The organism is Sorangium sp. So ce362 (genome assembly GCF_051519845.1).
Lineage (GTDB): Bacteria > Myxococcota_A > Polyangia > Polyangiales > Polyangiaceae > Sorangium.
On record NZ_CP150332.1, the window covers coordinates 5,273,297 to 5,290,000 of the forward strand.

Consider the following 16,704-nt stretch of genomic DNA (forward strand, 5'->3'; position numbering starts at 1 on the left):
GCCTCCGTGACCGCGGACGGTGACGGCCGGTGCGGCCGAGCGGCCGGGGGGCGCTGGCTCAGTTGCGGAGGTGCGAGGAGGCGTCGCGGTGGGCCCGGTCCTCTTCCTGGAGGATCGAGAAGACCAGGCCGGCGCCGATGATCGGCAGGAGCCAGACGAGCTGCGCTTGCCAGACCTTCTGCTTGGGCTCGTAGACGCGGCTCCGGAAGACGCGCACGGTGACATAGACCTGGAAAGCGAGGATCGCCGCGAGCGCGGTGCCGATGAGGATATCGAAGGGCGTCATGGGTGGGCCGCGGACCAGCCTAGCCATGAAGGACCACCTCGCAAGCCAGCAGCGCCCGTAGATACAATTTCGTCCCCGGCGGGCGGGGCCGACGCGGGGCTGAAGGGTGGTTTCGACACGCCGCCCGGTGGCACCTGCCGCATCCCAGCTTGCACCGATCGCCTCTTGGCGGCGATCGAAAGTAAGATGTCTTACTTTCACACGCTGCCCGGTGGCACTTCCCGCATTCCAGCTCGCGCCGATCGCCTCTCGGCGGCAGTCGATTGCGGCGGGAGGTGTTGTGTATCGATGCGGTCCAGGACCCCCGAGCGCAGGCACGGATCCTACTGGTCGAGGGAGCCCCGGTGCCGGCGCGCTCGCCGAGCTTCGCAGCGAGCGGGCAACACCGCCCAAGGTCCCCGACGAGAAATCCCGGGCGGAGGTCGGTCGACGTCGTACTACAGTGCGCCCGTGCCTCGACCTCGACCCGGGCTCCGCACGCGGCGCACCTGGACGCGGGATCTCCCCGGCCTCCGGCGCGGCCGCGCGCTGCTCGCCGCCGCGCTCGCCGGCGCCGCGGCGTGGATCGCCGCGGCCTGCTCCACGCCGTCGTCCGGGGTCGACGGCGGCGACCTGCTCGGCGTCTTCGAGCGGGATGCCGGCACAGCCGCGGCCGACGGCGGGCAGCCGCGGCCGGCGGCGGCGCGGCAGGATGCAGGCGCCCGCGCGACCGGTCCGGCCAGCGCGGCGGCGCCGCCGTCGAAGCCGCCCGCGGCGAGGCCGCCCAGCGAAGGGCGCTGCGTCGCCGAGCAGGGGCGCCCGGGACGAGAGCTCCGCAAGACGCTCGGCAGGCCGCCCTGCCGCGGCGCCCAGGTGCTGGAGACGCGCGACGCCGAGGGGTCGCCCCGCTACGCCTGCGTGATCGCGCCGAGCGGCGTGGAGACGCGCGCGCCGCTGCCGCTCATCGTCTTCTTCCACGCCGACGGCGACAACCCGACGAGCGTCGACAAGGAGACCGGCCTGCGCAAGCTCGGCGCCACGTGGAACCTGACCGGCGACCCCGCGCACGCGGGCTTCATCGTGCTCGCGCCCCAGGGCCGCGCCTTCAAGACGCCGAGCCAGGCCGAGCGCGAGCGCGGCACGAAGATGTACACGGCGGTCGCGCCGTTCGACGTCGAGTTCACCGGCGAGGGCAACGTCGACGTCGCGACCGTCGACGCCTTCGTCGACCAGCTGCTCGAGAAGAAGCTCGTCGACCGGCGGCGCATCTACGCGCTCGGCGGCTCCTACGGCGGCCACATGGCGGCGACGTACGCCATGATGCGCGCCGACCGCGTCGCGGCGTTCGCCACTTTCGGCAGCAACGCGCCGCCGGCCGAGTGGGCGTGCCCCGGCCCTCCCCCGCCCGCGATGGCGATCTACCGCGCGTGCGACGACATGTTCTCGTGCGAGTCGGTCGAGCGGTGGCTGCGCGCGCGCGACGCGCTCTCCGCGCAGACCTCGTTCCTGCGCCTCGACGAGGCCAGCAGGGACGAGCCCCACTGCGCGCTCAGGAACCGATGCTCCGCAAAAAAGGGCGCCATCAACCACGCGCGCTGGCCGAAATCGCGCGAGACCGACGTCCTCCGCTTCTTCGCGGGGCACGTCCTGGCGATCGGCGCGGACGCCGCCGCGGCCGACACCGCCGCCGGGCGCACCCGGACGCAGACCGACGCAAACGTACGCTGACGAGCGCTGACGAGCGCTCACGCACGCTGGCCGACGCACCCGAACGCAAGCGCGCGCTGACGGACGCGAGCGGCTGCAAACCGACACAAGCGGACACCAACGCGCGCTGACGGACGCTGACGCCGCAAGTGCACGCTCCCACTGCGCATCCCACGTCGGCGCCAAGCTTCGCCGAACGTCGACACTGCAACGTTGTGGTGCGGCGTTGAGCGGACCCCGCGTGTTGGCGTAGTGTTGCTCCCCGATGTCCGCTCAGGTCCAGGTCATTCTCACCCCCTTGCCGGTCGGCATGTCCATCCCCGCCGGTACGCTCCGCGCCGAGATGGAGTCGCGCCGCGCGACCGGTCGCCGCTTCGACGTCCGCGAGGCCGTCGCCCTCGCCGTGCCGCTCTGCACGCAGCTCCACGAGCTGCACGCGCAGGGGCGGACCATGTTCGTCCACCCCTCGTGCCTCGGTTACGACGCGGGCGGCGCGCTCCAGCTGATCGAGGAGCTCGCACACACCCCACCTCTCCTGCCGCGCGACCGCGCCTGCCTCGCGCCCGAGGAGCGCAAGGGCAGCGAAGGCGACGCGCGCGCGAGCGTCTTCGCGATCGGGGCCATCCTCTACGAGCTGCTCACGAATGCCAGCGTCGGCCCGGGGATGCGGCGTCCGGCGGACGTGATCCCCGATCTGCCGCCCGCGCTGGAAACCGTGCTCGGCAAGTCGCTCGTGGCCGATCCGAAGCACCGGCCGGCGGACCTCGCCGCCCTCGCGCAGGCGCTCTACCAGATCGTCCCGGCCGCCTCGGTGCAGCCGCCGAGCGCCGATACCTCGCACCTCGACGGCGACGGGGACTTCGAGGTCGACATCAATCTCTCCATGATGCCGCCGAACGGGCACGCAGAGGGGCACGTCCCGTCGGCGCCGTCCTTGCCTCGGATCCAGTCGGTGACCGGGGACGGACCGTTCGCTGTCGCGATCCCGGTCAACCAGCCGCCGCGCCTGCACGGCGACGATCCGACGCGCAAGCTCGCGGATCTCAAGGCCGCGCTCGAGTCCGATACGCGGCCGCGGTACGTCGTCATCAAGGACGGCATGGACCACGGGCCGTTCTCGTCCGTGGAGCTGCTCCAGCAGGTCGCGTCCGGCTCCTTCACGGGCGACCAGGTGCTGCGCGACACGTTCTCCGGGGAGGAGCGCGCCATCCATGACTGGGAGGAGTTCGCGCCGTTCGCCGAGCAGGCGAAGCTGAACCGGGACATCGTGCAGGAGAAGCGCGCGCTCGACGCCGTGGTGTCGGCCGAGAAGCAGGGCACGCAGTACAAGGCGCTGCTCGGGATGGCGCTGATGGGCGTGATCCTCGCCGCGGGCGCGGGCTGGTGGTACCGCGAGCGCAGCCACAAGGAGCAGGAGCTCGCCGTGCAGGGCGCGACCGACCGCATCGCGATCGAGGTCGACGCCGGCCTCGGCAGCGCCAAGGTGGCGCGCCAGGGCGGCGGGGCGCGGCCGAGCAGCGGCGGCAGCTACCCGACGCTCGGCACCGGGATGAGCTGTGAGGCGGCGCAGGCGCGCTACGTCGAGGAGTACAAGCTGGGCAACAACGGGCCGGCCGATCTCACGGCGGGCGCCTACGGCAACGTGCTCAACCGCGGCACGTACCTGAACGCGTGCGGCGTGCCGTCGACCATGGAGGTGAGCGTCTGCGCCGCCGTCCAGAACGGCCGCGCCGTCGGGGTCACCATCACGACGAGCCCGTCGAGCCCGAGCATCGCGTCGTGCATCTCCGGGCAGATCCGCGGGATGTCGTTCCCGTCCCATCCGCGGCTCGATGTGGCCCGGACGACGTTCTCCTCGAAGTAACGGGGGTAGGGTACGGGGGAGCGCGCCCTCCCCGGCGACCGTGTCCACGCGACCGATGATCCAGATCGAGCAGCTGACGAAGAGCTTCGGGGGCATGCCCGTCCTCCGGGGCGTCGACCTCGACGTGCCCGCCGGCTGCCTGTACGGGCTCATCGGGCCGGGCGCCTCGGGCAAGAGCGTGCTGCTCAAGATGATCACGGGGCTGCTGCGGCCGGATCGCGGGCGTGTGGTCGTCGACGGGAAGGACGTGCACGCGCTGAGCGAGCTCGATCTCCAGACGTTCCGCCTCAAGTTCGGGATGCTGTTCCAGAACAACGCGCTGTTCGACTACATGACCGTCGGGGAGAACATCGCGTTCCCGCTGCGCCGGCTCTACGATCTGAGCGAGGAGGAGATCGAGGAGCGCGTCGCGGAGCGGCTCCGCGTGGTGTCGCTCGCGGGGTTCGAGGACCGGACGCCAGCGGGGCTGTCCGGCGGCCAGAAGAAGCGCGTCGGCGTCGCCCGCGCCACGATCGCGCGGGGCGAGATCGTCCTCTACGACGAGCCGGCGGCGGGGCTGGATCCGGTGACGTCGCAGCGCATCTTCGACCTGCTCCGCGCCGAGCAGCGGGCGATGAACGCCACCGTGGTGATGGTGTCGAGCGACCTCGATCGGCTCCTCACGGTGACGGACCGGGTGGGGATGCTCTACCGCGGCAGGCTCATCTTCGACGGCACCACCGAGCAGGCGAAGGCCAGCGACGATCCGCGCGTGCGGCAGTTCGTGCATGGGTTGACCGAGGGGCCGCTCTAGTCCTCAAACAAGCGCTTGGCGACCCTCGAAATGGGCCGAACCGCCGTCTCGAATCGCCGAGCGGATCCGTCCTGCCGGAGAGCCGGGATTCGGTGATCGTCGCTGCGGCTGGTCAAGGATCCCTCGTTTCGTGGTTCGAGGTTGTGGGTTCGCGGTCGGGCTGCCCGTGCCTCAGTGCGTCGGGCAGCCCCGGCCGTCAGAGCGCATCAAGGAAGCGGAAGAAGATGGGCAGCTCGGGACGCCAGGCAAGGAGCCGATAGACGAGAGTTCGACCGGTATGGAGGATCTGCGCCGGAACGAGAATGAAACGCTGCACGAAGGAGCGGAATTCCATGCGCAGAACGCGCTCTCGATCGGCTTGGTGTGCTTCGTGCCATCGCGGCGCCGTGGGCATGAGCAAAGAGAACCAAGCCTTGAGCGACCACGCGAGCGACGCGATCACCATATAGGCCCAGTTCGACTCGAGCGTGTTCAGCGGGGCGCGCAACGCCGGGACGCCGCTCTTCAATTGCGCGAGCAGATTTTCCTGGTTGCAGCGGCAGTTGGCCTCGCGGACGACCTGCTCGCACGTCATCTCGCGATCGTTGGTCACGTAGAAAAAGTAGCGGAAGGTCTGTCCCAGGTACCGCTGGCCCCTTTCCTCAACGATCGTCTTGCGAAGCACGACGAAGCGGTACGATCGCGCCGCCTTGGTGGGTCGATGCTCGAATTCCGCCAACTCCTCACGCTCGAGGCGCATATTACGATACTCGCGCTCACGGACGATCTGCTCCTTGATGCGTGGTTGCTTCGCGCGCCGCTTGCTCTCCTCGAAGAGGGTGTCGGCCTTGCGAACGAGCTCTTGATAATCGCTCACATCGTCACCTTCAGCGCGTGCCACCATCGGCTTGTAGGCATCGTACCCGAACACGAAGCGTACGCCGTCGTCGTGCCAACGGTCGAAGTACGCGGCCTGCGAGAAGGCCGTGTCGCCGCGCAGCAGGATGTCCGTCCAGCCGGCGCGACGGCAGAGCGTGATCGCGCGCGCGAAGAATTCGGGCGCTCTCTCCTCGGAAGGTCGGTTCCCGCTGCGGTTGACGACGAACAGCGGCTCCCCGGTGTTCGCCAGCGAGACCACAAGCGGGTGGTAGCCCCATATTCCGTTGTACGCGATGTCCATGCCCTGCTTGCACTCACCGCTGGTGGCGACGAGCGAGCCGTCCGCGTCGATTCGCGCCGTCTGCTCGAAGAACGCCTGCGACTGCCTCTGCCAGACGCCGACGCGCACGTCGTTCACGACGTCCATCAGGCCCTGGATCTGCTCGGCCCCGAAGCGCCTGCAGAAGTCGCCCGCAGTGGTGGGATCCGGGATCGTACGCGCACCGAGCGCATCGAGGAACGCCCTGTCGTTGCGGCGCACCTCGATGTCATCGAGCACCGCTCCGCCGCACAGGAAATTATAGGCAATGTTGAGAACATGGTCGGCCTCGCTGTACGGGCGCCGGCGCTTCAAGATCGGCAGCCTCGTGTCGAGCGCGGTCACCAGCCCGACCTTCCAGGCCAGTTGATGAATGGCCCCGAGCCCGCCACAGGGGATGGCGTGAACCCGGTCGGACGCCTCGTAACGAATCGTGCGTGCAGCGAACTCGGGACCCGTTCCACGCGGCTCGCGTCCGCCCTCGACGGGCTTCAGTCGGCGCGCGATCTTTCTCGCTTCACTTTCGGCCCAATTTCGTCGATCCTTCACCTGAAAAGCCTCCGGGTGTTTTGTGTCAAGCTTCAGCAACTCGACGAACACCCGGGCTTTTCATTTTGATCCCGCTACGAAGCGATTTCGACGCGCTTGATCGAGGTCTAGTCTGTCTCCCTCCTCGTCCGAGCACCGCTCCAGATCGCAAGACCCGCCAGCGCGGCTGTCACGGTGGTTGAAGACCATCGACGCCGAGGAAGCAGGCTGTCGAATGGCGGGAGCCGCAATGGAGCGCGAACAGGGACAGGATTCATCACCTCTCCTGTGCCCATCGCGCCCCTCGCGGGCTTCACCCCTTCAGGCAGCGATCCGCTCTACGCTGGCGCGACCGGACCGTCGCCGGCGAAATGGAACCACTGCGTCGGATGGGCGCGGACGAAGCGCTCCATCGCGGCCATCATCTCGGACGCGGCACGGTCCCGCTCCGCCTCGGTCGCCCGGCGGGCGAGCCAGATGGGCGGGGCCACGACCGCCTCGTACTCGAGGAAACCCAGGCGGTGCGTGAACACCGGCAGGATCGGCGCGCCGCTCATCGCGGCGAGCGCGATCGGCCCCTCGGGCGCACGCCAGCGGGCGCCGAGGAAGGCGACCTCCCGGCTGCGCATCCCGGGCGGCACGCGATCGATCTGCATCGCGACGACGCCGCCGCGCTGCAGGTGCTTGAGCAGCGGCAACGCGTCGAGGGGCCCGTCGCCGATGTGCACAACCTGGACGCCAGCGCGCTGCCGCGCCGCATCCTGGATGGCGCGCGCCTCGGCATCCCGTTCGCGCTGCATTGCCAGCATGACCCCCTCAGGGTGCACAACGCCGAGGATCTGGCCGGCAATGTCCCAGCCACCCGTGTGCGCCGTGACGATGAGGACACCCCGGCCAGCCGCGGCACACGCACGGTAATGCTCGACCCCCAGGGAACGCCGCTCCACCGTGTAACCGCGACCGCTCGCGAGCAGCAGCGCCTCGGTGATGCAGCTTCCGTAGGTCGCGAACACCGCGGCGCTGTCGAGCATGTCGACGAGGCGCGGCCGCGGCCCGCGCACGCGGCGCAGGTTCTCCTCGACGCGACGGCGCAGCCCGGGGAGCGCGGCCGCGAAGAGCACACCGAAGACCGGAGGACTGTGGCGCACCCAGGGCTCCGGCCCGCGCGCGACGCCCGCGGCGAGCGCGCGGCGCCAGAAGGCCGAGTCAGGTCGCAAACGGGAGAGGAGAGCTCCGCGCAGGCCAGGCATGAGGCAGGCTATCTACCGCAAACATAACGGCCGAGGGAGCGGCATCGACCGAGAGGCCGCACCGGCATGGATCGACCGAGAGCCCGCGACGCCATGGGCGGGCCGCCGAGGGCTCGCCGCGCGACGCCGCGAGCCCCGGACGACGGGACGAGCGCCGAGCGCCCCGGCCCGATGGAACAACGTTCCAGGTGACATCGGCCCGCCGCGCCCGATTGCCGATTGCCCTCCTCGCTCGTCCAAGGCGATTCCGCGAGGCGCCTGGGCCGCTCCACAGGAGCTCTGCAGAAATGAATCCACGCTCGCCAGGCGGTTCCTTACCGAGAAAACAGGTTCGTGAAGATCAACGCATTCTGTTACAAGGCCCATTGGCAAGGGGGGTTTCGACATGAATATCCTGCTCGTCGATGACCAGAACGTCGTTCGGGAGGCGCTCGCGCTCGCGCTCGCGTCACAGCCAGGGGTGAGCGAGGTCGTTCAGGCTGGAAGCGGGCAGGAGGCGCTCCGAGCGCAGGAGAGCCGCCGCTGTCAGGTGGCGGTGCTCGAGCTCGGCCTCGCCGACCGCAGCGGCGTCGAGCTCATCCGCGAGCTCAAGAGCATCGGGGAGCTCCGCGTCGTCGTGCTCTCGATACACCGGGACGAGTTCCGGGTGGCCGAGGCGATGCGGGCCGGCGCCGACGGATACCTGTCCAAGCAGAGCCGGCTCGCGGATCTCATGGAGGCGCTGCGCACCGTCGTTCGAGGGCGCACGGTCGTGTCGCCGGACGTGAGCGCGGCGATGGTGCGCGCGCTCCAGCGGCGCGACGCCGCCGCCCAGGGAGACATGGTGGCCGCGCTGAGCGACCGGGAGCGGCAGGTGCTCCGCCTGCTCGCGATGGGCCGCTCGGCCAAGGAGGTCGCCGCGCAGCTCTCGATCAGCGTGAAGACGGTCGAGACCCACCGCGCGCGCCTCTGCGCGAAGGTGGCGACGCACAGCGTGGCCGACCTGACCCGCCTCGCGGTGCGATCAGGCCTCGTCGAGGCGTAGGCGGCCCCCTCGAGGGCGAGCGCCCGGCGCGCTCCGGACGCTCCGTCACGGCCCACACAGCAACGCGGCGCGGCGGCTCACGCCGCCGCGGTGGCGGCCCGAGGAGCGGCCCTCAGCGCCGGCAGCGTCTCTCCGATCAACGCCGAGCCGATGGCGAACCCCGAGAGCGTGAGTCGCATGCGGAGCACGTCCAGCATGCCCTGGCCATGGAGAACGGTCAGCGTGCTGCGGATATCTTTGCGGCGAACACGCAGCTTCTCGACGAGCGTCTCGAGGGTCTCGGCGCGTCCTTCGCGCTGGGCAACGGCAAGCGCCTGCAGAAGGGTTGCGGCTAAAATTTTCTTGTCCATGAGAGCACCCTAGAAAGCGTTCCCGTGAAGTGCCTAATTTTCGGCGACAATTTTTGTGTCGTGCCGGGGTGTCGCTCGCCGGTTGGATGACGGGCCCTCCCTACTCTGCTCATCCTGCGCCTGAACCCCACTTACCTGCCGCCAGGGAACGCCAGGCCACCATGTGTTCATGCTGCCGCCCTGGCCCGCCTCCCAGGAAAGACCCCTCGATAGGGCGCGGGCACACCGGGGCAGGCGAACGTTCATCGAATCCATCTCCTCGAATGGCTCGATGCGTCAGCGGGGCCCGGCGGAGCGCGCCAGGTCGACCCGGTGTTTCGCGACCATTGCAGGGCCCGCCGCGAGAACGCGCGGACGCTCGCCGGGCAGTGGATCGGCGAGCCGTCGTGACGCGGTGGCGGACGGTTACAGCTTGCCCCTGGCGTAGGCCCGCTGGAGCGTCAGCCCGGGGGGGCCGGACGAGAGCTCGAACGCCTCCGGGCGGCCGTCCGGCGCGAGGCTGCCGACGAGGCGCATGGTGCCGTGAGAGACCGTGACCGAACCCGACGCGTCGCGGGCGTACTGGACGTCCACGGGCTTTGTCGGATCGATGGAAGGCATGTATTCCTGCTGCTTGAGGTCGAACGACCCTTTCTTGAGACGCCGGGCGAGCTCCGAGGCGGTGGCGACAGGCGACGCGAGCCACGCCCTGGCCGAGGGGGTGAACGTCCCCTGGACCTTCTTGCCCTCGACCTCCCCCGAGTACTCGTATTGATAGTTCGTCTTCTGCGACAGCTCGATCCGGTGGTTCGTCTTGCCGCCCTCCGACTCGATCCAGACGCCGCCCTTGAGGCGCCCCTGAGCGTCGATGAGCACGTTCGACGCATCATCCTCGATGTGCAGGGACCTCGGGTCTCGCGGCAGGAGGGTGGCCCCGCGCGAGAGCCATCGCCGCTGGCCGCCCTCGTCCTTGAACAGATCGCTCGTCTCGAAGCCGACAGGGACCTTGCCGATGCGCAGGATCACCGTGTCCGTGTACTCGGATCTCGGCGCAGCGCTCTTCGAGTCGAACGAGTCGAAGATCCCCTTGGCGAGCCGCTCGAACGTGCGGACATACCCGACCTCGTCGTGCAGGCAGGCGATGGGGTGCGCCCTGTCCGCGTGCAGCGCGATCTTGAGCAGGCCGGCCGCCTTCCCGGCGGCGGTCGGGGCGAGGTAAAGGGCCTGCACGAACACCGCGGGGCTCTCCCGGTGCACGCTGATCTCCCAGGGCACGACGCGGGAGACCTCCACCTTGGCGGGATCGAGGAGCTCGACGAAATTCCTTATCACCTCTCCCGAGTCGAGCATCGTGCTGTAGACGAAGCACTCGACAGGGCTGCTCGTGCCGAGGGGGATGGTGATCGCGACCAGCTTTTCCTTCTGCTCGATCTGCGGCTCCCCTGCCCCGAACGCGCGCGCCGACCAGTCCGCGGCGCGGACCTCGTGGGCCGGCAGCTCGTCGGCCTCGCGGGCGAGGGCCTTGGCAAGGTCGAAAGGCTCCTGCGCCGCGGGCGCGGGGCTCGGCGCAGGGCTCTCCGCGGGCGCCCCGCCGGTGGACCCGCCGCATCCAGCGAGGAGCGAAAGGGGCAGCACGAGCAGGCCGGCGCCACGCGCGACGCCCGGAGAGCGGCCGCGCGTGCGGCGAGGCGAGGATGTCGTATTCTGTGAGATGAGCTGGCCTTCGTCGAGCCGAGCCCCCGGAATCGGAAGCGCCATCGTGAGGATCTCCTGCACGCCACCCCGGTCGCCGGCAACGCCCCTCAGCAGGCCCCCAGCGCCGAAATGATGATGCGACGCAACAGAAGCGGCAGCGGGGTCGTGATGTCAAGACGCGACGCGCCAGCACCGCTTCCGATAGCCGCGCGATACGCCCGTCAAGGACCTCGGTCGCTTGGCGAGACAAGAGCCACGGCAATAAAAATTAACAGTCGCACAGGAAGTGCCTCGACGCGGAGCACGGGCCGGTGAGGCATCAGAAACGCGGGTTCTCTCGCTCGGAGTCGCCAGTGCGCTCGGGAGATACCCTAGGCGTGGACGGTGCGCCCTTCGTGTCACGTATCGACGACAGGTCATCTCGCCGGCTCGTTCGATGAGCCGATACAGACCATCGGAGGATTGCAACGAGAAAATCAGAGTGCGCACCGCGTCATCCAGGCCGTGCGGCGGCTGAGCCCGCAGCGGCTGAGGCAGCTACGCACGGTCGCCCGCACAGTGAGGCAGTTTGCCGCATCGAGCGCTCGAAGAGGCACGCGCCCTGTCGAGGTGGTCATCGGGTGTCCGGCCTCGACGCATCGTCGGATTCGTCCGAACGCTCGCGTCTGGCACCCGCGTTGCAGCACCGTCCAGCGTCGCCGGCACCGCCGGTGCGATGTGGCTACGCAGCAGGTGGTCACGATCGTCGAGTGACGTTCACGATGCAATCAATGCGAGGAGTGGATCATGGGACAGATCAGCGACAGCAAGCGGGGCTTCGCGGCGATGAACGCAGAGCAGCAGCGTCAGATCGCGAGCCAGGGCGGCAAGGCGGCGCATGAGAAGGGCACCGCGCACGAGTTCACGTCCGAGGAAGCGCGCGCGGCGGGCCGCAAGGGCGGCGAGGCCGTCAGCCAGAACCGCGAGCACATGGCCGAGATCGGGCGCAAGGGCGCCGAGGCGCGCAGCCAGGGGAACGGGAGCCGGAAGGGCCGCGACGCGAGCCACGCTCAGCACGTGAACGCGGACGAGCAACCCCAGCAAGGCTGAACACCGTCCCGGCGCCGCTCGAGATCCCTCCAGCGCCGCAAGGACCACGAAGAGCCGCCGAGGAACCACGAAGGGGCCTTCCCTTTCCTGGTTGCTCGGGGGTCCTTTCTGGCAGGAGGCGTGCGCGCGGCGGACAGCGCCCCCGCAGCCGCGCCCCATCGACGGTCACTCCGGGCCTTCGTCGATCCCTGCGCCGTCCTCGAACATCGCCGCGTCGTCGTCATCGAGGTCGAGCTCGCCGTCGTCCAGCGCGCTGCCGTCGGCCGCGTGCGCACCGCCCTCTGTCACGCTGGCGGGCGGCGCCATCCGCCATCCGCCGGCCGGAGGCCCCGCCGGCCACGAGCGCAGCCCGGGCGGCGGCTTGAAGCCGTCGACCTCATCTCCCTCTGCGTCGAGCCCCGCCGCGGCCGCGCGGCGGGCCCAGTCGGGCGCGTTCGCGGGCGTCTGCCGCGGCCGCCACGGGCCGCGCTCGGGCGTGGGGGCGCGCTTGAGGTAGCCGTGCGCCCCGGAGGTGAAGCCCACCTCCGCCAGCGCGCGCGCCACGGGGGAGCTGTGCGCCGGCTCGCCGTCGATCGTGGCCACGAGCACCGCGCGCCGCCGCCCCTCGGCGACGAGCGCCGCGAGCGCCGACGCGATGGCGTGGATCGCCTCGCCGCGCTCCGGCTCGACCTCGGGGAGGAAGGTGGTGAGGCTCCGCTCGGTGCGGCCCATCCACGCGAGCAGCCGGCCGTCGTGGAGGATCACGAGGGCGCCCGCGGCCCGTTGCGGCCGGGCCGGGCCGCGGACCGCGGCGTCGGGCGCGCCGTCAGCGCGCGGGGCGAGATCGGGCCAGCGGACGGCGGCGCCCCAGGGGCTCGCCGGATCCGTGGCCGCGAGGACGAGCGTCCGCGGCTCGTCGGACGGCTCGCGGCAGGCCCGGAGCCGATCGTCGGCCCCGGGCACCGCGAACTGCGCGGCGCCCAGCCCGGCGACGAAGTAACCGCGCCGCGCCTGACCGGCCTCCTCCATGGCGCGGAGCACGTCGTACACGGCCGAGAAGCCGCCCGCGAGCCCCTCGACCGCCGCCGCCTCGCGGGTGAGCACGCCGTGCCGTTCGAGCAGCGCGCGGGCGAGCGCCGCGCGGCGCTCGGTCTCGCCGGGCGCGCCGGCAGCTGCGCCGGGCACACCGGATGCGCCGGATGCGCCGGGGAACGACAGCAACGACCAGCGCCCCTCGCTGCCCGGCGGGCCGATCCGGCGCGCCCGCAGGCCGGCGAGGCCGGACGCGGGGCGGTCGCGGTCGCGCCGCCGGCCGCTCGATCGGGACTCGCGGCCGAGGGCGCGCAGCGGGGCGAGCGTGTCGTTCGTGACCTCGCCGGCCCACACGAGATCCCAGAGCGCCGCGAGCAGGTCGGCCCCGAAGGCGCCCGTCTCGCGCGAGAGGTCGGAGAAGAAGAGCGCGCCGCGGCGCGCGAGCGCGGCGCGGATGCCCTCGGCCAGCGGCCCCTCGGCGCGGCCGGGCGGCGGGACGAGGTACGGATAGGCCTCGGCGAGGTAGAGCGCGACGCGGCCGTCGCCGTCGCCGACCGGCTCGACGCCGCGCCAGAGCACCTCGCCGGCCGCGCACAGGGCGTCGAGATCGCCGGGGCGGTAGCCCTCGACGCGGGCGGGCAGGATCTCGGCCTCCAGGGCGGAGGCCGAGAGCGGCGCGCCCTGGAGCTGCTCGAGCACCACGAGCAGGCCGTCGAGGCCCCGGCGGCGGCGGTGCAGGCCGTGCCAGTCGGCGAGGAAGCGCGCGTAGGCCTCGGGCGGGACCGGCTCGACCTCGGCGCGCAGCCGCGCCAGCGAGCGGCGCTTCAGCGAGCGCAGCACCTCGGCGTCGCAGAACTCCCGGCCGCGGCCGCCGGGGAGGAACTCGCCCTCGATGACGCGGCCCCGGTCCGCGAGCCGCGCGAGCGCGGCCAGGACCGGCGCGGGCCCGAGGCCGAAACGCCGGGCCACGTCGTCCGCGCGGAAGGGCCCGTGCGTGCGCGCGTAGCGGGCGACGAGCTCGCCGAGCGGATCCGCGACCGGCTCGAGGAACGCGATCGGGAGGCCGGGCGGGGGCACCACCCCGAGGGCGTCGCGCAGCCGGCCTGCGTCCTCGGCGGCGGCGAGGCGGCGCTCGCCGCCGAGCTGGACCTCGATGGCGCGCCGGTCGCGGACGAGCTCGTCGATCCAGGCGGCGGCGCCCTCGCCGGCCGCATCCGGCGCGGCGCCGGGGCCCGCCGCGCGCCGGGCGATCTCGCCGCGCGTGAGATCGCCGAGCGAGAGCAGCAGATCGTGCAGCTGGTCCTCGTGCTTGATCGGCGCGCGACCGTCGAGGCGCTGGAGCGACGCCTCGAGGGCCAGCACGGCGTCGGCGTCGAACAGCTCGCGCAGCTCGGCCTCGCCGAGCAGCTCGCGCAGGCGGGCGTGATCGATGGCGAGCACCTGCGCCCTCCGCTCGGCGAGCGGCAGGTCGCCCTCGTAGATGAAGTTGCCGGCGTAGGCGAAGAGCAGCGTGGCCGCGAACGGCGAGGGCGCGCGGACGTCGACCGTGACGACGCGGACCTTGCGCGCCGCGATCTGCCGCAGGAGGTCCTCGAGCGCGGTGAGGTCGAAGACGTCGCGCAGGCACTCCCTGTAGGTCTCGAGCAGGATGGGGAAGGAGCCGTAGCGCGACGCGACGGCGAGCAGGTCCGCGGCGCGCTTGCGCTGGGCCCAGAGCGGCGAGCGCTTGCCGGGGAACTTGCGCGGCAGGAGCAGCGCCCGGCCGGCGCACTCGCGGAAGCGCGAGGCGAAGAGGGCGGTGTCGCCGAGGCCCCGGACGAGCAGGTCCTCGACCTCGTCGGCCTGCGGCAGGAGCTGCTTCGCTTCGGGGGGCGACTCGGACTCGGGCAGCCGCAGGACGATGCCGTCGTCGGTCCACACGGTGTCGACGGCGAGGCCGAGCTCGAGGCGGCACTTCTCGGCGATGCAGGTCGACAACGGGGCGTGCACGCGGCCGCCGAACGGCGAGAGGAGGCAGATGCGGTAGTCGCCGACCTCGTCGACGAACCGCTCCAGGACGATGGCGCGGTCGTTCGGGACCTCGCCCGTGGCCGCCGCCTGATCGCGCACGTAGCGGACGAGGTTCCTCGCCGCGCGCTCGTCGAGGCCGTGCTCGTCGGCGAGCGCGCGCTCGGCCTCTCCGTCGGGCAGCGAGGCGAGGCGGCGCGCGAGGGCGCCGATGGAGGCGCCGAGCTCCGCGTTGCGCCCGGCCTGATCGCCGCGCCAGAACGGCATCTTCCCCGGCTCGCCCGGCGCGGGGACGACGAGGACGCGGTCGTGGGTGATGTCGGTGATGCGCCACGAGGAGGCGCCGAGGAGGAAGACCTCGCCCTCGCGGGCCTCGAAGACCATCTCCTCGTCGAGCTCGCCGACGCGCCGGCCGGGTCGCGCCGCGTCGCCGCCGGAGTCGAGGAAGACGCCGTAGAGGCCGCGGTCGGGGATGGTGCCGGCGTTGACGACGGCGAGGCGCTTCGCGCCCTTGCGGGCGCGCACGGCGCCGCCCACGCGGTCCCAGACGATGCGGGGCCGGAGCTCGGCGAACTCGTCGGAGGGGTAGCGGCCGGAGAGCATGTCGAGCACGCCCTCGAAGCTCGCGCGCGGCAGGTCGGCGAACGGCGCGGCCCGGCGGACGAGCGCGAAGAGCGCGTCGACGTGGAGGGTGTCCATCGAGACGATGGCGACGATCTGCTGGGCGAGGACGTCGAGCGGGTTCCTCGGGTAGAGGGTCGCCTCGACCTTGCCCTCACGCATGCGGGACGCGGCCGCGGCGCAAGCGAGGAGGTCGCCGCGGTGCTTGGGGAACACGATGCCGCGCGACGTGCCGCCGACCTCGTGCCCGGCGCGGCCGACGCGCTGGAGCCCGGCGGCGACCGAGGGCGGCGCCTCGAGCTGGATGACGAGGTCGACGGCGCCGAGGTCGAGGCCGAGCTCCAGCGACGAGGTCGCGACGATGCACGGCAGGAGGCCGGCCTTGAGCCGCTCCTCGATCTGCTGTCGCTGCTCGCGGGCGATCGAGCCGTGGTGGGCGAGCGCGATCTCGGCGCCCGCGGTGTCGTTGAGGGCCGCGGCGAGGCGCTCGGCGAGGCGCCGGCTGTTCACGAAGATCATCGTGGTGCGGTGGGCGCGGACGAGCTCGACGAGGCGCGGGTGGATGCTCGGCCAGATCGAGCGCTGCGCCGGCTCGGCCGGCCCCTTGAGCGGCCCCTCGCCGGCGCGCGCCGCCTCGCCGAGCTTTGTCATGTCCTCGACGGGCACCTCGATGCGGAGCTCCAGCGCCTTGGGCGCGCTCGCGTCGACGATGGTCACCGGCCGCGGAGCGAAGCGCGCGCCGGCGCCGTCGATCTCGCCGCCGCCGAGCAACCGCGCGACCTCGTCGAGCGGCCGCTGCGTGGCGGACAGCCCGATGCGCTGCATCGGTCGGGGCGGCGATCGGAGCGCCTCGAGCCGCTCGAGGGACAGGGCGAGGTGCGCGCCGCGCTTCGTCGCGACGAGCGCGTGGATCTCGTCGATGATGACGGTCTCGACGGCGCGCAGCCGCTCGTGTGCGGCGGCGGTGAGCAGGAGGTAGAGCGACTCCGGGGTCGTGATGAGGATGTCCGGCGGCTTCCTGGCGAGCCGGGCGCGGTCTTCGGGCGCCGTATCGCCGGAGCGCACGCCGACCTGGGGGACCCGGTACGGCAGGCCGAGCCGCTCGGCGGCGGCGGCGATGCCGGCGAGCGGCGCGCGCAGGTTGCGTTCGACGTCGATGGCGAGCGCCTTCAGCGGTGAGACGTAGACGACGCGGCAGCGCTCGGCGGCGTCGGGCTCGGGCGAGGCCATGAGCCGGTCGATGGCCGCGAGGAAGGCGGCGAGCGTCTTGCCGGAGCCTGTCGGGGCGAGCAGCAGGGTGGAGGCGCCGTCGAGGATGGGCGGGAAGCCCTGAGCCTGGGCGGG

The 16,704-nt window shown here is 71.7% G+C and carries 11 protein-coding genes (1 of these 11 running past the window's edge); 5 read left to right on the top strand and 6 right to left on the bottom strand.

Annotated elements, in window-relative coordinates; translation table 11 throughout:
* Window positions 1-58: 58 nt before the first annotated feature.
* The gene (locus WMF17_RS20510; protein ID WP_437603764.1) at window positions 59-313 is read right to left on the bottom strand and encodes a hypothetical protein; all 255 of its coding nucleotides are present in this window, start codon (window positions 311-313) and stop codon (window positions 59-61) included.
* Window positions 314-736: 423 nt separating this feature from the next.
* Between WMF17_RS20510 and WMF17_RS20515 the strand changes: the two genes are divergently transcribed.
* The 3 genes from WMF17_RS20515 to WMF17_RS20525 all read left to right on the top strand — a co-directional run bounded on the left by WMF17_RS20515 (window position 737) and on the right by WMF17_RS20525 (window position 4,629).
* Entirely contained in the window at window positions 737-1,993 is a 1,257-nt protein-coding gene (locus WMF17_RS20515) for an alpha/beta fold hydrolase (RefSeq protein WP_437650828.1), read from the top strand.
* A 244-nt stretch (window positions 1,994-2,237) separates the two neighbouring features.
* Entirely contained in the window at window positions 2,238-3,836 is a 1,599-nt protein-coding gene (locus tag WMF17_RS20520) for a hypothetical protein (protein ID WP_437603766.1), read from the top strand.
* Window positions 3,837-3,876: 40 nt separating this feature from the next.
* Window positions 3,877-4,629, top strand: coding sequence for an ABC transporter ATP-binding protein (locus WMF17_RS20525; protein WP_437603767.1), 753 nt, complete (start codon window positions 3,877-3,879; stop codon window positions 4,627-4,629).
* Between the two features lie 196 nt (window positions 4,630-4,825).
* Here WMF17_RS20525 and WMF17_RS20530 read toward each other — a convergent pair whose 3' ends face one another.
* Together WMF17_RS20530 and WMF17_RS20535 are read right to left on the bottom strand one after the other, a co-directional pair.
* Window positions 4,826-6,355 carry an IS1380 family transposase gene (locus WMF17_RS20530; protein ID WP_437604211.1) on the bottom strand — a complete coding sequence of 510 codons (1,530 nt, stop codon included), beginning with the start codon at window positions 6,353-6,355 and terminating at the stop codon, window positions 4,826-4,828.
* 317 nt (window positions 6,356-6,672) lie between these two features.
* Complete coding sequence (locus tag WMF17_RS20535; RefSeq protein WP_437603769.1) at window positions 6,673-7,551, bottom strand: lysophospholipid acyltransferase family protein; 879 nt, start codon at window positions 7,549-7,551, stop codon at window positions 6,673-6,675.
* A 418-nt stretch (window positions 7,552-7,969) separates the two neighbouring features.
* Between WMF17_RS20535 and WMF17_RS20540 the strand changes: the two genes are divergently transcribed.
* On the top strand, window positions 7,970-8,608 hold the full coding sequence (locus WMF17_RS20540; RefSeq protein WP_437603770.1) for a response regulator: 639 nt from the start codon (window positions 7,970-7,972) through the stop codon (window positions 8,606-8,608).
* Window positions 8,609-8,685: 77 nt separating this feature from the next.
* Here WMF17_RS20540 and WMF17_RS20545 read toward each other — a convergent pair whose 3' ends face one another.
* On the bottom strand, window positions 8,686-8,958 hold the full coding sequence (locus WMF17_RS20545) for a hypothetical protein (protein ID WP_437603771.1): 273 nt from the start codon (window positions 8,956-8,958) through the stop codon (window positions 8,686-8,688).
* 405 nt (window positions 8,959-9,363) lie between these two features.
* Window positions 9,364-10,695, bottom strand: a complete 1,332-nt coding sequence (locus tag WMF17_RS20550) for a hypothetical protein (protein WP_437603772.1) — start codon at window positions 10,693-10,695, stop codon at window positions 9,364-9,366.
* 723 nt (window positions 10,696-11,418) lie between these two features.
* On the opposite strand from WMF17_RS20550, the gene WMF17_RS20555 reads away from it, so the two are divergent.
* Window positions 11,419-11,721 (top strand): KGG domain-containing protein, encoded by a 303-nt coding sequence (locus WMF17_RS20555; protein ID WP_437603773.1) that lies wholly within the window; start codon window positions 11,419-11,421, stop codon window positions 11,719-11,721.
* 165 nt (window positions 11,722-11,886) lie between these two features.
* Here the strand turns inward: WMF17_RS20555 and WMF17_RS20560 are convergent, their stop codons facing one another.
* Window positions 11,887-16,704, bottom strand: the 3' portion of a protein-coding gene (locus WMF17_RS20560; protein WP_437650830.1) for a DEAD/DEAH box helicase. It continues 93 nt past the right edge of the window; 4,818 of the gene's 4,911 nt are visible here — the last part of the coding sequence; its start codon lies off the right edge, out of view — the gene reads right to left on this strand; the stop codon is at window positions 11,887-11,889.

Excerpts from the sequence above, each read along its gene's own strand:
- WMF17_RS20510 (WP_437603764.1), bottom strand. The coding sequence starts at position 313 with ATGGCTAGGCTGGTCCGCGGCCCACCCATGACGCCCTTCGATATCCTC.
- WMF17_RS20520 (WP_437603766.1), top strand. The coding sequence starts at position 2,238 with ATGTCCGCTCAGGTCCAGGTCATTCTCACCCCCTTGCCGGTCGGCATG.
- WMF17_RS20540 (WP_437603770.1), top strand. The coding sequence starts at position 7,970 with ATGAATATCCTGCTCGTCGATGACCAGAACGTCGTTCGGGAGGCGCTC.
- WMF17_RS20545 (WP_437603771.1), bottom strand. The coding sequence starts at position 8,958 with ATGGACAAGAAAATTTTAGCCGCAACCCTTCTGCAGGCGCTTGCCGTT.
- WMF17_RS20550 (WP_437603772.1), bottom strand. The coding sequence starts at position 10,695 with ATGGCGCTTCCGATTCCGGGGGCTCGGCTCGACGAAGGCCAGCTCATC.
- WMF17_RS20555 (WP_437603773.1), top strand. The coding sequence starts at position 11,419 with ATGGGACAGATCAGCGACAGCAAGCGGGGCTTCGCGGCGATGAACGCA.